Origin of the sequence: Microbacterium sp. AG157 (assembly GCF_003385695.1) — a bacterium.
Classification (GTDB): domain Bacteria; phylum Actinomycetota; class Actinomycetes; order Actinomycetales; family Microbacteriaceae; genus Microbacterium; species Microbacterium testaceum.
In genome coordinates this window covers 676,846-692,406 of the sequence record NZ_QRDK01000002.1, presented here as the reverse complement: position 1 = coordinate 692,406, position 15,561 = coordinate 676,846, and the positions used below count along the sequence as shown (strand labels likewise).

Below are 15,561 nucleotides of genomic sequence, written 5' to 3'. Positions count from 1 at the left end.
GAACCTTTACGGGGCGAGACGGGTGGGGCCGCGGAAGAGGAAGGTGACCTCGCGGATCGACGACTCGCCCAGCATGAGCATGAGGATGCGCGCGAGGCCCATGCCGAAACCGCCGTGCGGCGGGGCTCCGAAGCGGAAGAAGTCGAGGTAGAAGTCGAGGTGCTCGGGGTCGAGACCCTTTTCCTTCGCCTGCTCGATCAGGATGTCGACGCGGTGCTCGCGCTGCGCGCCCGTCGTGATCTCGACGCCGTTGAACAGCAGGTCGTACGACTTGGTCAGCCCGGTCTCCTCGTCGCGCATGTGGTAGAACGCACGGATCTCGGGGTGGTAGTCGGTGATGAAGACAAAGGGGTGGCCGTACGTCTCGCGCACATGAGCGGCGATCTGACGCTCCCCCTCGGGGTCGAGGTCGCCGTCGGTACGGGGGATGTCGTAGCCGCGGGCCGCGACGATCTCTCGAGCCTCGGCCAACGGGATGCGCGGGAAGGGCACCGCAGGAACCTCGACCTCGACGCCGAACAGCTCGCGGATCTCGTCGCCGTGCTTGTCGGCGACGGCCTGGAACGCCGTGTGGAGCAGCTCCTCCTGCATGCGCGCGACGTCTTCGTGCGAGTCGATCCAGCTGATCTCGGCGTCGATCGAGGTGAACTCGGTCGCGTGACGGCTGGTGAACGAGGGGTCGGCGCGGAAGGCGGGCGCGATCTCGAAGATCTTGCCGAAGCCGGCGACCTGGGCCATCTGCTTGAAGAACTGCGGGCTCTGCGCGAGGTAGGCGGTCTTGTCTTCGAAGTAGGGCACCTCGAACAGCTCGGCGTTGGACTCCGAGGGGGATGCCATGAGCTTGGGGGAGTGCACCTCGATGTAGTCGCGCTCCACCCAGTACGTGCGCATGGCGTGCTCGAGGGTCGTCTGCACGCGGAAGATGAGGTTGTTGCGGCGCTGACGCAGGTCGATGAAGCGCCAGTCCATGCGCTTGTCGGGGCTGCTGTCGCTGGCGATCGGGGTCTCGGGGTTCGCGGCGGCCGCGATCTCGAGCTCGCCGACCTTGATCTCGACGCCGCCGAGCTTGACGCGCTCGTCGTGCTTGAGTTCGCCGCGAACGGTCAGGAACGTGCCGGTCGCGAGGGCGCCGATCGTCTCGGTCAACGCGAGGGCGGCGGCATCCTGCTCCGTCTCTTCGGAGGGGCGGGTCGCCGGGTTGACCAGCTGCACGGCGCCGGTCTCGTCGCGGAGGACGACGAACTGCACCTTCTTCTGATCGCGCACGGTTTCGACCCATCCCGACACCTCGACGGGGCCGGCGGGGAGGGATTTCAGCTGGTTGACCAGGACGCGTTCGCTCACGATCGACCAGTCTACGTGCGCGGTCCGCACGACACCGGGCGCGAACCTACGATGGGGGCGTGACCTTCTCGATGCCGCCCGAGTCGTTCCGGACACTGCGCCCGGAACCGACGGTGCGCAGGTCGCGCGGATGGGATGTCGCCCTCACGATCGTGCTGCTCGTGCTGCTCCCGCTCCTGGCGCTCGCCGCCTCGTACGCGGGGGTGCTCCTCGCGTACGCCTCGGACGCGTGCGTCTCGACGACCTGCAACACCGGGCTGATGAACATCGGCTTCTGGACCGCGGTGGTCTCGCCCTGGGGGGTGCTCCTGATCGGGGTGATCGTCGCCATCGTCCGACTCGTGCGTCATCGCCTCGCCTTCTGGGTGCCGCTGGTCACGGTCGTCGCCATCGTCGCGGTGTGGTTCGTCGCCGCTGCCCTCGTGGGCGCGGGAGTCTCGGCATCCTGATCCGTTCGGGGGCAACCCCCAGGGAGGGTGGGGGTGCGCGACCTAACCTGAGAGCGGGCGCCCGCACCGGGCGGCCGATCACCGAGCGCGAAGGCACCCGATGACCGACACCACCGTCTCTCTCGTCCCGCTGCGGTCGACGTCCGGATCCGGGGAGGGACAGTCCTGGCTGACGTCGCTCGCGGACTGGACGGTCTCGCTCATGGAGATCATCGGCCCCGTCGGTGCCGGGGTCGCGATCGCCCTCGAGAACCTGTTCCCGCCTCTGCCCAGCGAGGTCGTGCTCCCCATGGCGGGGCTCACCGCCAGCCGCGGCTCGTTCACGCTGTTCGAGGCGCTGCTGTGGACGACGATCGGATCGGTCGTCGGCGCCTTCATGCTGTACGGCCTCGGGCGCTGGCTCGGGGCCGCGCGACTTCGCGCGTTCGCGTCGAAGATGCCGCTGCTGCACCCCGAAGACGTCGACCGCACCGTCGCGTGGTTCGAGCGGCACGGGGGCAAGGCGGTGTTCTTCGGGCGGATGATCCCGATCTTCCGGAGCCTCATCTCGATCCCCGCCGGGGTCTCGAAGATGCCGCTGTGGCGCTTCGGTCTGCTCACCGGCGCGGGAAGTCTCATCTGGAACACGATCTTCGTGCTCTCGGGCTTCCTGCTGGGCGAGAACTGGCACATCGTCGAGGAGTACGCCTCGATCCTGCAGTACGTGGTCATCGCCGTCGTCGCCATCGGTGTCGCTTGGTTCCTGTACTCCCGCGTCCGCTCACTGCTGGCCTCGAAGCGCGAGGGCGATCGCGATGGGTCCGCACCCGCGCCGCGCGACGCCTGAAAGTCGTCCCGCGGGTTATCTCCACGTCGAGGCAACCGGCATCCGGACTCAGTCAGACCACAGAACCCGCCCGTAGACTGGCGCCGTGCCCGCCGACCGCCTTCATCTCGTGCGCCACGGAGAGGTCCACAACCCCCGTCGCGTGCTCTACGGTCGGCTCCCCGGATTCGGCCTCAGCGTGGACGGGCGCCGGATGGCGCGTCAGGCGGCCGAGTACGTGAAGGGCCTCGACCGCCCGGTCGAAGCCCTCGTGGTCTCGCCCCTCCAGCGCACCCGCGAGTCGGCCGAGCCCTTCGAAGAGCTCTTCGACATCGAGCCGTACATCGACGACCGGGTCATCGAGCCCACCAACGTCTTCGAGGGGCGGCGCATGAAGCAGGCCCTCGCCAACCCCCTCAACTGGCGGCACCTGAGCCGCCCGTCCGTGCCCAGCTGGGGCGAGCCGTACGAGCGCATCGTCGCCCGGATGACCTCCGCGATGACCGACGCCTGGGACCGCGTCCCCTCGGGCGATGTGGTCGTCGTGTCGCATCAACTCCCGATCTGGGTGACGCACCTCGCCCTGTCCCACCAACCCACCCGCCACGACCCCCGCAAGCGCCGCTGCGCGTTGTCGAGCGTGACGAGCTTCGAACGGCGAGACGGCGCCGACGGCTCGACGCGCTGGGTCGAGGTGGCGTACGCCGAGCCGGCGAGCACCGCCGGAGCCGTCGATGTAGGAGCCGTCTGATGCGCAGATTCCTCACCGCCGCGGGGTCGATCGCCGCCGCGGTCGCTCTCGTCGTGGGTCTGTCCGCGTGCGCGGAAGACCCGCTCGCCGCGCAGTACCGCGAGGGTGACAACAAGGGCTACATCGCCGCCAACGGTTTCCAGACCACCGAGATCCCTCCCGAGAACCGCGGCGACCCCGTCGAATTCACGGGCTCTCTCGACAACGGCTCCGCCGTCTCGAGCGCCGACTTCGCCGGCAAGGTGCTCGTCGTCAACTTCTGGTACGCCACCTGCGGCCCGTGCATCATCGAGGCCCCGCGCCTCGAGCAGGCGTATCAGACGTTCCAGGGCCAGGACGTCGCCTTCCTCGGCATCAACACGTACGATCAGCCGGCCACCGCCCTGTCGTTCGCCCGCGATCACGGGGTGTCGTACTCCAGCGCCATGGCCGTGGGGGACGCGCAGCTCAAGCTCGCCTTCACCGACGCGGCACCCCTGAACGCCACCCCCACGACCCTCGTGCTCGACAAGCAGGGCCGCGTCGCCGCGCGTATCGTCGGCGAGCTGCCCGAGGCCTCGATCCTCGAGTCGATCGTGCGCACGCTGGTCGCGGAGAACGCGTGAGCCCGGGCGCCCTCGTCTTCGACGGGGCGCTGTGGATCGCCGTTCCCATCGCCCTGGCCGCCGGCCTCATCTCCTTCCTCTCGCCCTGCGTGCTCCCGCTCGTGCCGGGGTACCTCGGCTACATCGGCGGTGCCGTCGCTCCCCGCGGGGGCTCGGCATCCGGTTCCAGCCGAGGGCGCCTGCTCGGCGGAACCCTGCTGTTCATCGCGGGCTTCACTCTCGTCTTCATGGCGATCAACGTGCTCGGGGGAGCGCTCGGTCGCTTCTTCGTCGAGTACGCCGACGTGATCACCCGTGTCATGGGCGTCGTCATCATCCTCATGGGGCTGGTGTTCATCGGTCTCTTCGGCCTCGCGCAGCGCTCGATCCGGATGCAGTCGCGCAGCAACCTCGGCCTCATCGGCGCCCCGCTCCTCGGCATCGCCCTCGGCATCGGGTGGACGCCCTGCATCGGGCCCACGCTCACCGCGATCCTGTCGGTGTCGTACAACCTGGGCGACCCCGGCCGGGCCGCGCTCCTGGGATTGGCGTACTCGCTGGGTCTCGGCATCCCGTTCCTGCTCCTCGCCCTCGGATTCGGATGGGCGACGAAGTCGGTGGCGTTCGTCCGCACGCACATCCGCGTGGTCAACCTCATCGGAGGAGCGCTGCTCATCGTGCTCGGCCTGCTGATGGTGACCGGGTTCTGGGGCCAGTGGATGTCGACCCTGCAGGGGGTGATCGGCAATGTCCAGCTCCCGCTCTGATCGTTCCGACCGAGGTAACACCGTGACCGACCCGCTGCGTCCCTCCGACCACGCCGACTCGACCTCCGACGAGGTCACGCAGCCGCGCCTCGGAGTCGTGGGCTGGCTTCGCTGGGGCTGGCGCCAGCTGACGTCGATGCGCACCGCTCTGGTGCTGCTGCTGCTGCTCGCCATCGCGGCCGTTCCCGGTTCGCTCGTGCCGCAGCGCACCGCCGACCCCAACGGCGTTACGCAGTACTTCACCGACAACCCCGATCTCGCACCGGTGCTCGACAAGCTCAGCCTCTTCGACGTGTACAGCTCGCCGTGGTTCTCGGCGATCTACCTCCTGCTGTTCATCTCGCTCATCGGTTGCGTGCTGCCGCGCACCAAGCACCACTGGAAGGCCCTGCGCTCGCAGCCTCCGCGCACCCCCGCCCGACTGTCGCGACTGGACGACCACCGCACCCGCACGATCCAGGTCGACGCGGACGCGGATGCCGTGGCCGCGGCCGCCGTGGAGAGCGCGGCCGCCCAGCTGCGCAAGAGCGGCTATCGCGTGGCGCGTTACGACTCCCGGGGCAGCTTCTCGGTGTCGGCCGAGCGCGGCTACCTGCGTGAGACCGGCAACCTGCTGTTCCACGGGGCTCTGGTCGGTGTCCTCATCGCGGTGGGCGTCGGCGGCGGCTTCACGTACACCGGTCAGCGCGTGCTCGTGGAAGGACAGGCGTTCAGCAACAGCCTGCTCGACTACTCCTCCTTCAATCCCGGTCGATTCGTCGGGGGCGACACCCTGACGCCGTACTCGATGACCCTCGACAAGTTCGACGTCACCTACGTCCCGCCCGGACAGCCCGGTTCGGGGCAGGCCGGCAACTTCGTCGCGCACGTGACGACCCAGACACCCGGAGGCGATGCGCAGGACGGCGAAGTGCGGGTCAACCACCCCCTCGATGTGCAGGGCGACCGCGTCTACCTGCTCGGCAACGGGTACGCCCCGACCGTCACGATCCGCGACGCCGACGGCAAAGAGGTGTTCCACGACTCGGTCGCGTTCCTGCCCCAGGACGCCAACATGACCTCGCTCGGCGTCATCAAGGTCGCCGACGGGCTTCCGCAGCAGCTCGGCCTGCTCGGGTTCTTCTATCCGACGATGGACGTGCTCGATTCGGGTGCTCTGACATCGACCTACGGCGCCCTCGAGTACCCGACGCTCACGCTTCGCGTGTACGAGGGCGATCTCGGCATCGACGACGGTACGCCGCGGTCGGTCTACACGCTCGACCCGTCGAAGATGACGCAGATCGCGGGCGGCGACAGCGGCAACCCCGCGATCCAGCTGATGCCGGGGCAGACCGAAGACCTGCCGAACGGACTCGGCACCATCACCTTCGAGAACGAGGCCCCTCCCGGAGCCGTCGGCTACGAGCAGTCGGTCAAGCGCTTCGCGTCGCTGTCGATCCACCGCGACCTCGCCGGTCCCTGGGTTCTGGGCTTCGCGCTTCTCGCTCTGTTCGGTCTGCTCGCGGCCCTCTTCGTGCCGCGCCGGCGCATGTGGGTCAAGGCGACTCCGCGGGACGGCAGCGTCGAGATCGAATACGCGGGCCTGGCCCGCGGTGAAGACCCTACTCTCGCCGCAGCCGTCGATCAGCTCGCCGACAAGCACGGCGCGACCCTTCCCTCCCAGAGCCACCCCGACACCGGAAAAGTAGACTGACACCATGCCCGGAACCGACCCGCTTCTCCTCGACGAGATCTCCCTCCTCCTGGTGTGGACGGCGGTCGCCATCTACGTGCTGGCGTTCATCGCCTACGCCATCGATCTCGCCCGTCGTTCAGACCTCGCGCTGAAGGCGAAAGACCAGATCGTCGCTCGCGAGCTGGTGACCGCGGGCGGCGGGGGAGTGATCTCGTCGGGCTCCGGGGCTCCGGCATCCGCTTCGTCGGCGAAGCCCCGCTACCTCTGGGCGCGACTCGGCACGGTCCTGACCGCGCTCGGCTTCGTCTTCCACCTCGTCGCGACGGTGCTGCGTGGAGTCGCGGCTGGACGCGTGCCGTGGTCGAACATGTACGAGTTCGCCCTGACCGGTCTGCTGTTGATCATCGCGGTCTACCTCGTGGTGCTGACGCGCTACGACCTGCGCTTCCTCGGTTCGCTCATGACCGGTCTGGCCGTGCTGCTGCTGGGTGGGGCGACCCTCGCTTTCCACGTCGAGGTCGTGCCCCTGGCCGACCCGCTGAAGTCGGTGTGGCTGGTCGTGCACGTGTTCGTCGCCAGCCTCGCGACGGCCCTGTTCGCGCTCGCGTTCGGGTTGTCGGTCGTGCAGCTCATCCAGACGCGCCGCGAGCGCAAGCTGCTCGACGGTCCCACGGATGCCGAGACCAAGCGCAGCTTCCTGCGCACCGTCCCGAACGCCGAGGCGCTGGAGTCGTTGGCGTACCGCTTCGCCATCGTCGGCTTCATCTTCTGGACCTTCACCCTCATCGCCGGCTCCATCTGGGCGAACGACGCGTGGGGCCGCTTCTGGGGCTTCGATACGAAGGAAGTCTGGACCTTCGTCATCTGGGTGCTCTACGCCGGATACATTCACGCCCGCGCGACGCGCGGCTGGCGCGGCACCCGCTCCGCCTGGCTGTCGATCATCGGCTTCACCGCGGTGCTGTTCAATTTCACGATCGTCAACGTGTTCTTCAAGGGCCTGCACGCCTACAGCGGCCTGACCACCTGACACGGGCTGCTCCCCCGGGGCGTGGCGTGGGCGGTGCCCGTGGTGCGGTGCCCGGGGGTGTGGTGTGCGTGCGGGTGGTGCCGTGCGTCTGGCGCCCGAGCGCGTGATGTCCTGACAACTCCGTCGGCGCCCTGGGTGGCTCTGTCCTTGTGATGAGTGTCCAGAACACCCGGACGATTTTCGGATCCGTCCGGGTGTTTTGGACACTCATCGTGGGTTCGTGGGTTCGTGGGTTCGTGGGTTCGTGGGTTCGTGGGTTCGTGGGTTCGTGGGTTCGTCCGGGGACGCTCACCCGACGACGGGGGAGCACGGCCAGCCGCGTGATTGCAGAGCCTTCCGCGTCGGTTCGACGACGCGGCCTCGGGGCTCGCGAAGGTGGTGGTCGAGCACGCGGATGAGCACCCAGCCCTGTCCGGCGATGGCCGGCCACCGGTCGGCATCCCGACGGAACTGCTCGAGGTCAGCGTGCTGGCGCCCGTCGTACTCCACGGCTACCCGGTAGTCGGGGTAGGCCAGATCGAGGCGGGCGACGAAGCGCCCGGCGGCGTCGCGGAGTACCCAATTGAGCTCGGGTTCGGGCAGACCTGCGCGCACGAGCACGAGACGGACGGCTGACTCGCGAGGCGACTCGGCTCCCGCCCGCAGGAACGGCACCGCCGCCGCGAGCGCTTTCGCGCCGCGACGGCGTGGGCGCTCGGATGCTTCGACGAGGTCTGCGCGATCAGCGAGATCGGCTGTCAGGATCGCATCGCCCACGGCGACGAGGTCGTCCTCGCCGAGCGTGCTGGCGAGCTGCGCCCACGTCTCCGAGGGACTCGCAACGGGTAGGCCGTGGCGTAGCGTCAGCTGGTCGGGGGACATCTCGAGTCGGTGCCCGATGACGCCGCGCGTACGCGGCTCACGTCCGGGTGGCATCGCCGAGACGTGAAGGTGCTGCGGTACAGGGCCGGGCAGCGGCAAGCCCCAGAGAAGCGCCGCCGTCTGATGGCTGAAGAACTGCGCGGCGGTGAGCCTGGGCTCGTAGGCGCGGCATCGATCGGCGGTGGTGTGGAGGTGGACCGAGGTGCGCGTTCCGTGGAACGGTGAGCGCAGATCCATCGCCGTCAGCCGGTCGCGCGGCACCCCGAGCCGCGTCGCCTCGCGCACAGTGAAGGACGTTCCGAGTTCTTCGGGGAGTTGTCGGCGTTGCACGCACCTACTTCAGCGCGTCGCGATGCGAGCCCGCGCGCGTCGTGACGCCCGTTGTGGAGAGGCGCGGAAGCGTGAACACGGGGGAGGAGCCGCCTCGCGAACTGCTCGCGCGGCATCTGGGCCCGCGCGCACCTTGAGTGTCCAAAACACCCGGACGATTTTCGAATCCGTCCGGGTGTCTTGGACACTCAACGGGGCGGACCGCGGGGCGCGGACCGCGGGGCGCCGGGCGCCGGGCGGCGCGGGGCGCGGGGCACGCGGGGCGCGGGACGCGGGGCGCGAGCGCGCCGCCGGCTACCCCGCGGTGGCGACGGCGCTCGCGGCCCGCGCCGACACCGTACGGCGGCGCACGACGACCAGCGTCGTGACCACCAGCGCCAGCACGGCCCAGACGACCAGTCCCGCGGCTCCCGCTCCCACGCCGCCGACGGACGAGAGTGCGCCGAGCATCGCGTTGTATGCGGGGGCCGTCGGCAGCAGCGAGGCGAAGGCCGCCAAGACGGGCGGCACCGTCGAGACGATGCTCGTCGCGAGGGCGAGCGCGCCGACGATCGCGGCGATCCAACGGCCCGCACCGCCGAAGAGCGCGACGAGCGCCTGGTTCACGGCCGCGAAGGCCACGCCCGCGACCACGCAGATCATGGCGAACAACGCCCAGTCGCCCCAGTCGTAGTCGGATGCCACCTGCACGACGCCCGCGACCAGCATTCCCTGCACGGCTCCGACCACCGCCGCGGGAGCGAAGCCGCGCAGCGCGACGAGACCCGATGAACGCCGGCTGGTGAGAGCGCGGGCCGAGACCGCCTGGAACACCACGAACGATGCGAGAGCTCCGTACCACAGCACGGCCATCGCCAGCAGCGGTACCGCCGCGACGCCGAAGAGCGAGTCGCTGCTGCCCGACGCCGAGACGGGGTCGGCGACGACGTCGGCGAGGTTCGTGGCCTGCGCGTCGGTGTAGGTGGGCAGTTTCGCGACGGCGGTGTCGAGGCCGTCCGCGAGGGATGCCGTTCCGGTCGCGACCTGGGTGATGCCGTCCGCGAGCTGGCCTGCTCCGGTCTCGGCGCCGGAGGCTCCGGATGCCACTTGACCGGCGCCCGAGGCCAGAGCCGAGGCTCCCGTGCCGAACTGGCGGGCGCCGTCGGCGAGCGTGGTGGCTCCGCCCGCGATGCCGTCCATGCCGCTCGCGATCGTGCCGATGCCCTTCGCGGCGTCGTAGCCGCCGTCGGCGAGCTTCTGGTTCGCCTGGGCGAGGGCGCTGAACCCGGCCGGGAGCTTCGACGCCTCCGCCGACAGACCGCCGATCTGCGCGACGGTCGCCTTCGCTTTCGGCAGGGCCGCGTTGGCGTTGTCAGAGGCGGTGCGCAGTGCTGCGCACTGCTCGGGGGTTCCGGTGCACGTGTCCGCGGCTGTCCGCAGAGCGGCGGCGGCATCGGTGAGAGCGGTGTTGATCTGCGGCGCGGCGGCCGACAGCTGCTGTGCGTCCTCGGCGAATCCGGGCGGGATCTGGGCGGCGAGGGCCGTGATCTGTCTGGCCAGTTCCGCGTTGCCGTCGGCCAGCTGAGTGACTCCCGCCGCCGCGGAGCGCGTCCCGTTCGCCAGTGCCCCCGCTCCCGTCGAGAGCTGTGTCGCCCCGTCGGTCAGAGGCCCGGCTCCCGCGGCGAGCTTCGAGGCGCCGTCGGCGAGGCCGGCGGCACCGCTTGAGAGCTGGCCGAGGCCGTCGCGGAGTCCTTCGGCTCCGTGGGACGCCTGCGAGGCGCCGTCGGCGAGCTGGTGTGCCCCGCTCGCGGCCGTACCGAGTTGGTCGCTGAGGGTCGTGAAGCCGAGGAAGACGTTCTTCAGGTATTGCGACGACAGCGTGCTGCCGTAGACGTTGGAGGCGGTGGATGCCAGGGCCCCGGTGATCGCGCCGTCGACCACGCGGGCGTTCGGCGCCGTCTGCACGCCGATCGTGGCCTTCTCGGGTGTCTCGCCCGGTCGGGTCGAGAGGGAGGCGGCCGTGAAGTTCTCGGGAATCGTCACGACGGCCGTGTAGGTGCCGTCTTTGAGCCCCGCCGCGGCGTCCTCGTCGTTGGAGATGACCCAGTCGATGTTGCTCGGCTGGTCGTCGGCGCCCTTGACGAGACCGCCGGTGAGCTGTCTCCCGAGGGGGACGAGCTGCCCGTCGAGCTCCACGGCCTTGTCGTCGTTGACGATCGCGGCCGTGATGTTCTCGAGGCGGTCGGTGGGCTTGTAGAGCGCTCCGACGAGGATGCCGCCGATCACGGCGGGCAGCAGCAGCACGCCGATGAGCGTGAGCCAGGTGACGGGGCGGCGCGAACGGGAGCGCTCGACGGGGAGAGTCATGCGAACACCTCGGAGAGATCGGCGAAGGTTTCGGGTTCGGTGCGGTGACGACGAGGGGTCGGCAGGTGCAGGGAGGCGATGTGCGGTCGCTGCGCTTCGGCCAGGAGGGCCAGGGCGCGGCGTTCGTCGCGCGCCGAGACGACGAGGGTGAACGCCGACGCATCGTCTTCGCTACGCGCCCGCACCTCGGTCGCGGCGTGACGGAGCACCTCGGCGACGTCGTCGCGGGCATCGTCGTCGAGACGGTCGATGTCGGAAACGAGCAGCACACGTGTACCGCGCGCGGCGGCCTGCGCCACGTCAGCCGCGGCCGCGGCGGGGTCGTCGAGGAGAGCGACTCCGACGCGGGCGCGGACGGCTCCGGCGCGCTCGGGGACGAGGAGGCCGTCGACACGCAGTCGTCCGTCGATCTGCGACAGTCGCCCCGACAGGGCGAGCAGCAGCGTCCGCGTCGTGCGGGTCTCGCCCGTGACCAGCAGGGTGCCGCCGTAGGCGAGGCGCAGCGACACGTCCGAGAACACCGGTTCCTCGGCATCCGTCGGTCCGATCGCGCGCAGATCGTCGGCGGCGATCGCCATTGCGGGCTCGCTCGGCCAATCGGCCAGGCGCACCTCGCGCTCGACGGCCTCGCCCTCGACGTCGAGCTTCGGCAGGATCCGGTCGAGCCAGCGCGGCATCCACCAGGCTTTCGCGCCCAGCAGCGCGAGGATCGCCGGAACGAGGGTCATGCGGACGAGGAACGCGTCGACCGCGACGCCCACGGCGAGGCCCAGCGCGATGGGCTTGAGGCTCGAGTCGCCCTCGGGGACGAAGGCGACGAAGACGGCGAACATGATCACGGCGGCGGCGACCACCACGCGGGCCGAGGCCGAGAAGCCGCTGCGGACAGCACCGAGCGCGACCTCGCGAGGCGTACGGCCCTCGCGGTTCGCGTGCACGTAGTCCTCGCGCATACGCGAGACGAGGAACACCTGGTAGTCCATCGCCAGGCCGAACAGCACGCCCATCACGACGATCGGCATGAAGCTGATGATGGGGCCGACCTTCGCCACGTGCAGGGCATCGGCGAACCACCCCCACTCGAACACGGCGGCCACGACGCCGAACGACGCGGCGACGGAGAGCAGGTACCCGCCGGCAGCGGTCAGCGGCACCCAGATGGAGCGGAACACGATCATCAGCAGGACGAGCGAGAGGCCCACCACGAAGAGACCGAAGGGCAGGAGTGCGGCACCCAGCTGGTCGGAGATGTCGATCGTCACGGCGGTGTAGCCGGTGACGAGCAGGTGCACGCCGAACTGGTCGTACAGGCGGGGCTCGGCGGCGCGGAGAGCACGCACGAGGTCGGCGGTGCGCGGGTCGTCGGGCGCGGTCTCGGGCACGATCTGAACGATGCCGGTGTCGGCGGTGGCGTTCGGCGTCGCCAGGGCCACCTTCGCGACCCCCGGGATCTTCGCGATCTCGTCGCCGATGCTCGTCATGAGGTTCAGCGGGTCGTTCGAGGTGACGATCGTGCCCGTCATGATGAGGGGACCGTTGGCGCCGGGCCCGAAGTACTCGTCGGTCAGCTCGTAGGCGACGCGCGCCTCGTCGCCCTTCGGCAGTTGGCCGGCGTTCGGGAGCGTGAGAGCGAGCGACGCGGCCGGGATCGCCGTGACGCCGAGCAGGCCGATGACGGCGACGGTCGTGACCACGGGATGCCGAGTCACCAGGCCCACCCAACGCGTGGCCGGTCCGTTGCGTTCGGCGCGCGCCTTGGCGGCTTTCGCCTTCTCTGCGCGCTCGGCGGCGTCCGCTTCGCGCGCTTCGTCGTCGTCGTTCGCGGGGGCGCCGTGAGCGCCCTTCTTCGGTCGCTTGTATCCCCACCCCACGACGCGGTGGCCCGCGAACCCGAGGAAGGCGGGCGTGAGAGTGAGTCCCACGCAGACCGCGATCGCCACGGCGACGGAGGCGGCGATGCCCATGGTCGTCAGGAACGGGATGCCGGCGAAGCTCAGGCCGATGAGCGCGATGAGCACCGTGATTCCGGCGAAGACGACCGCGGATCCGGCGGTGCCGACGGCACGGGCGGTCGATTCCTCGGGGTCCATTCCGGCGCGCGTCTGGTCTTGATGTCGCGACACGATGAAGAGGGCGTAGTCGATACCGACCGCCAGGCCCAGCATCACCGCCAGCAGGGGCGTGGTCGACGACACGGTGGCGAAGCCGGTCGCGATGAAGATGAGCCCGATCGAGAGGGCGACGCCGAGGATGGCGGTGGCCAGCGGCATCCCGGCCACGAGGAACGAGCGGAACGTCATCATGAGCACGAGCGCGGCGATGAGGACGCCGACGGCTTCGGTGAGCGAGGCGCCGGGGATCTCGGTGGCGAACAGTTGGCCGCCGAGGATCGCCTGCGATCCGGAGGGGAGGTCGGTGCTGAGGGCCGTCGTGGCGGCTCGGAGCCCGTCCTTCGTGTCGGCGGGCACGGCGGTCGATTCGCCGGCGAACTGGATGCGGACGATCGCCGCCCGTCCGTCGTCGGAGATCCCGCCCGAGATCCGTGCGTCGTAGGGGTCGGTGACGGCCTCGACGAAGTCGAGCGTGCCGATCTCACCCTCTGCCTTCTGGATCGTGTCTTGGTAGGCCTGATCGCGCACGCTCGAGCCCTCGGCCGAGACGACGATGATCTCGGCGCTCGCGCCGCTCACCTGGGGGAAGGTGCGATCGAGCATTTCGAGACCGGCCTGCGATTCGGTGCCCGGGATCGCGAAGGTGTTGTCGGTGCCCTTCGCGAACACGGCGACGCCGCCGCCCGCGATCGCGAGGATCAGCAGCCAACCGGTCAGCACGCGCCAGGGGTGGCGGAACGACCAGCGGCCCAGGGTGTAGAGGAATGTCGACACGGCGGCTCCCACGATCGGTGAACGAGTCGATACATCACCGTATCGGATACATCAATGTATCGTAGACCTGAAGGGTGCGATCCTAGCTGGACGTCCACCCAGAACAGGAGACGCGGATGACCGACACCGCACCCGCCCCCTCGCGTCGGCGCGAGAACACCCGGACGCGTCTCATGGACGCCGCCGCGGAGATGTTCGCCGAGGTCGGCATCGACGCTGCCTCCGTCGAAGCGATCTGCGACCGCGCGGGCTTCACGCGCGGTGCCTTCTACTCGAACTTCGCCTCGAAGGAGGAGCTCTTCCTCGCCCTGTGCGCGCGCTCCGCCGAGACCACCATCGCCGCCGTGCGCGAACGCGTCACCTCGATCGAAGACCGAGGGCTGGATGCCGCGGGCGAGGTCCTGCATCTCGTGCAGGAGGTGCTCGAGGTCGCGGGAGAAGACCGGCTCGATGTGCTCCTCGGTGCAGAGACGCGTGTCCAGGCGCTGCGAAACCCGGAGTTCGCCGCCGCGTACCTCTCGTCGAACGGTGCCCTGTGCGAGAGCGTCACGCAGCTCGTCCGTGACATCGCCGAGGCGAAGGGACTGACCCTGCGCCTGCCCGCGGACGTCGCCACGGAGCTGCTTCTGTCGGCATGGATCTCGGGGGCCGAGACCGCCGTCATGACGGGCATGTCTCCCGCCGCCTCTCGGGCACAGCTGGGGGAACGTCTGTCGCAGATCGTGCGCCTCATCCTGGAGTGAGCTCGAGCACCGCGTAGCACCGTCGCAGCCGGTCCATCCACCACTCGCGTCGCTGTGCGGTGGCGGCCACTCGATCGAGGTCGGCCGAGGTGGGCCGGGGGCGGTCGAGTGTCAGTGCTCCGCCGCGCGCGACGAGGGGGGAGGCCACCACGTCGGCGGTGAAGAGCGACGCGGTGCCGAGACCGCAGTCGTAGTCGAGCTCGGGCAACGAGGCGGCCAGAGCCACGCCCATCGACAGACCGATCGACGTGTCGAGGGCACTGGAGACGACGGCGGGGAGCCCCGCGAGCGCGACGATCTCTCTCGCCGCGTGGACGCCGCCGAGGGGCTGGGCCTTGATGACGATCAGATCGGCGGCGCCCGCGCGGGCCACCCGCAGCGGATCGGCGGCCTTGCGCACGCTCTCGTCGGCGGCGATGGGGATGTCGAGGTAGCCGATCCGCTCGCGCAGCTCGGCCAGTTCTTCGATCTCGGCGCACGGTTGCTCGACATACTCGAGGTCGAACGCGGCGAGGGCGTGGACAGCCCGCTCGGCCTCGTCGACGTTCCACGCGCCGTTGGCGTCGACGCGCACGCGCCCCTCGGGGCCGATCGCCTCGCGGACCGCTCGGACGCGTGCGACGTCATCGGCGAGCGTCTGGCCCGCCTCGGCGACCTTGACCTTGACCGTGCGGCATCCGTCGTACCGGGCGAGGATCCTCGGCACCTCGGATGCCGCGACGGCGGGCATCGTGGCGTTGACGCGCACCTGATCACGCAGGGGGGCGGGTGCGGCGTTCCACGCGAAGTCGATGGCACCGGCGAGCCAGGTCGCCGCCTCGCCGTCGGTGTACTCGACGAAGGGCGAGAACTCCGTCCAGCCCTCGGGCCCCTCGAAGACGAGCGCCTCGCGCGTCTCGATCCCGCGGAAACGGGCGGCCAGGGGGAGGGCGACGACGCGCGCCGTTGCGAGGATGTCGGCGAGCGGGGGGAGGGCGACGGTGCTCAT

At 69.9% G+C, this 15,561-nt stretch carries 13 protein-coding genes; 8 read left to right on the top strand and 5 right to left on the bottom strand.

All coding sequences use genetic code 11. The annotated features are described in order from the left end of the window. Nucleotides 1-6 precede the first annotated feature (6 nt). Entirely contained in the window at nucleotides 7-1,344 is a 1,338-nt protein-coding gene (aspS, locus tag DEU35_RS09115; protein ID WP_116239368.1) for an aspartate--tRNA(Asn) ligase, read from the bottom strand. A gap of 59 nt (nucleotides 1,345-1,403) precedes the next feature. On the opposite strand from aspS, the gene DEU35_RS09110 reads away from it, so the two are divergent. The 7 genes from DEU35_RS09110 to ccsB all read left to right on the top strand — a co-directional run bounded on the left by DEU35_RS09110 (nucleotide 1,404) and on the right by ccsB (nucleotide 7,408). Further along, entirely contained in the window at nucleotides 1,404-1,793 is a 390-nt protein-coding gene (locus DEU35_RS09110; RefSeq protein ID WP_103205856.1) for a DUF6264 family protein, read from the top strand. Between the two features lie 100 nt (nucleotides 1,794-1,893). Further along, on the top strand, nucleotides 1,894-2,619 hold the full coding sequence (locus DEU35_RS09105) for a DedA family protein (RefSeq protein WP_174799687.1): 726 nt from the start codon (nucleotides 1,894-1,896) through the stop codon (nucleotides 2,617-2,619). Between the two features lie 85 nt (nucleotides 2,620-2,704). Continuing rightward, on the top strand, nucleotides 2,705-3,349 hold the full coding sequence (locus DEU35_RS09100) for a histidine phosphatase family protein (RefSeq protein ID WP_103205857.1): 645 nt from the start codon (nucleotides 2,705-2,707) through the stop codon (nucleotides 3,347-3,349). Beyond that, nucleotides 3,349-3,954: a TlpA disulfide reductase family protein gene (locus tag DEU35_RS09095; protein WP_103205858.1), complete on the top strand. Its 606-nt coding sequence runs from the start codon at nucleotides 3,349-3,351 to the stop codon at nucleotides 3,952-3,954. The genes DEU35_RS09100 and DEU35_RS09095 overlap by 1 nt, the downstream gene beginning before the upstream one ends. Further along, nucleotides 3,951-4,700 carry a cytochrome c biogenesis CcdA family protein gene (locus DEU35_RS09090; RefSeq protein ID WP_116239293.1) on the top strand — a complete coding sequence of 250 codons (750 nt, stop codon included), beginning with the start codon at nucleotides 3,951-3,953 and terminating at the stop codon, nucleotides 4,698-4,700. Before DEU35_RS09095 ends, DEU35_RS09090 begins: the two co-directional genes overlap by 4 nt. Then, complete coding sequence (locus DEU35_RS09085; RefSeq protein WP_116239292.1) at nucleotides 4,681-6,396, top strand: cytochrome c biogenesis protein ResB; 1,716 nt, start codon at nucleotides 4,681-4,683, stop codon at nucleotides 6,394-6,396. The genes DEU35_RS09090 and DEU35_RS09085 overlap by 20 nt, the downstream gene beginning before the upstream one ends. Nucleotides 6,397-6,400: 4 nt before the next feature. Further along, nucleotides 6,401-7,408, top strand: a complete 1,008-nt coding sequence (gene ccsB, locus DEU35_RS09080) for a c-type cytochrome biogenesis protein CcsB (RefSeq protein WP_103205861.1) — start codon at nucleotides 6,401-6,403, stop codon at nucleotides 7,406-7,408. 288 nt (nucleotides 7,409-7,696) lie between these two features. Here ccsB and DEU35_RS09075 read toward each other — a convergent pair whose 3' ends face one another. From DEU35_RS09075 to DEU35_RS09065, 3 genes are all read right to left on the bottom strand, one after another. Further along, on the bottom strand, nucleotides 7,697-8,599 hold the full coding sequence (locus DEU35_RS09075; RefSeq protein WP_147301854.1) for an endonuclease domain-containing protein: 903 nt from the start codon (nucleotides 8,597-8,599) through the stop codon (nucleotides 7,697-7,699). A gap of 294 nt (nucleotides 8,600-8,893) precedes the next feature. Then, nucleotides 8,894-10,945: a YhgE/Pip domain-containing protein gene (locus DEU35_RS09070; protein WP_116239290.1), complete on the bottom strand. Its 2,052-nt coding sequence runs from the start codon at nucleotides 10,943-10,945 to the stop codon at nucleotides 8,894-8,896. Beyond that, nucleotides 10,942-13,830 (bottom strand): MMPL family transporter, encoded by a 2,889-nt coding sequence (locus tag DEU35_RS09065; RefSeq protein ID WP_103206411.1) that lies wholly within the window; start codon nucleotides 13,828-13,830, stop codon nucleotides 10,942-10,944. Before DEU35_RS09065 ends, DEU35_RS09070 begins: the two co-directional genes overlap by 4 nt. 116 nt (nucleotides 13,831-13,946) lie before the next feature. Between DEU35_RS09065 and DEU35_RS09060 the strand changes: the two genes are divergently transcribed. After that, entirely contained in the window at nucleotides 13,947-14,573 is a 627-nt protein-coding gene (locus DEU35_RS09060) for a TetR/AcrR family transcriptional regulator (RefSeq protein ID WP_116239289.1), read from the top strand. Here DEU35_RS09060 and DEU35_RS09055 read toward each other — a convergent pair. After that, nucleotides 14,560-15,561 carry an o-succinylbenzoate synthase gene (locus tag DEU35_RS09055; RefSeq protein WP_116239288.1) on the bottom strand — a complete coding sequence of 334 codons (1,002 nt, stop codon included), beginning with the start codon at nucleotides 15,559-15,561 and terminating at the stop codon, nucleotides 14,560-14,562. The two genes, DEU35_RS09060 and DEU35_RS09055, sit on opposite strands and share 14 nt — an antisense overlap.

What these genes read in the sequence shown, in the direction of transcription:
- DEU35_RS09105 (WP_174799687.1), top strand. Translation starts at nt 1,894, where the DNA reads ATGACCGACACCACCGTCTCTCTCGTCCCGCTGCGGTCGACGTCCGGA.
- DEU35_RS09095 (WP_103205858.1), top strand. Translation starts at nt 3,349, where the DNA reads ATGCGCAGATTCCTCACCGCCGCGGGGTCGATCGCCGCCGCGGTCGCT.
- DEU35_RS09085 (WP_116239292.1), top strand. Translation starts at nt 4,681, where the DNA reads ATGTCCAGCTCCCGCTCTGATCGTTCCGACCGAGGTAACACCGTGACC.
- ccsB (WP_103205861.1), top strand. Translation starts at nt 6,401, where the DNA reads ATGCCCGGAACCGACCCGCTTCTCCTCGACGAGATCTCCCTCCTCCTG.
- DEU35_RS09070 (WP_116239290.1), bottom strand. Translation starts at nt 10,945, where the DNA reads ATGACTCTCCCCGTCGAGCGCTCCCGTTCGCGCCGCCCCGTCACCTGG.
- DEU35_RS09060 (WP_116239289.1), top strand. Translation starts at nt 13,947, where the DNA reads ATGACCGACACCGCACCCGCCCCCTCGCGTCGGCGCGAGAACACCCGG.
- DEU35_RS09055 (WP_116239288.1), bottom strand. Translation starts at nt 15,561, where the DNA reads ATGAGCACCGTCGCCCTCCCCCCGCTCGCCGACATCCTCGCAACGGCG.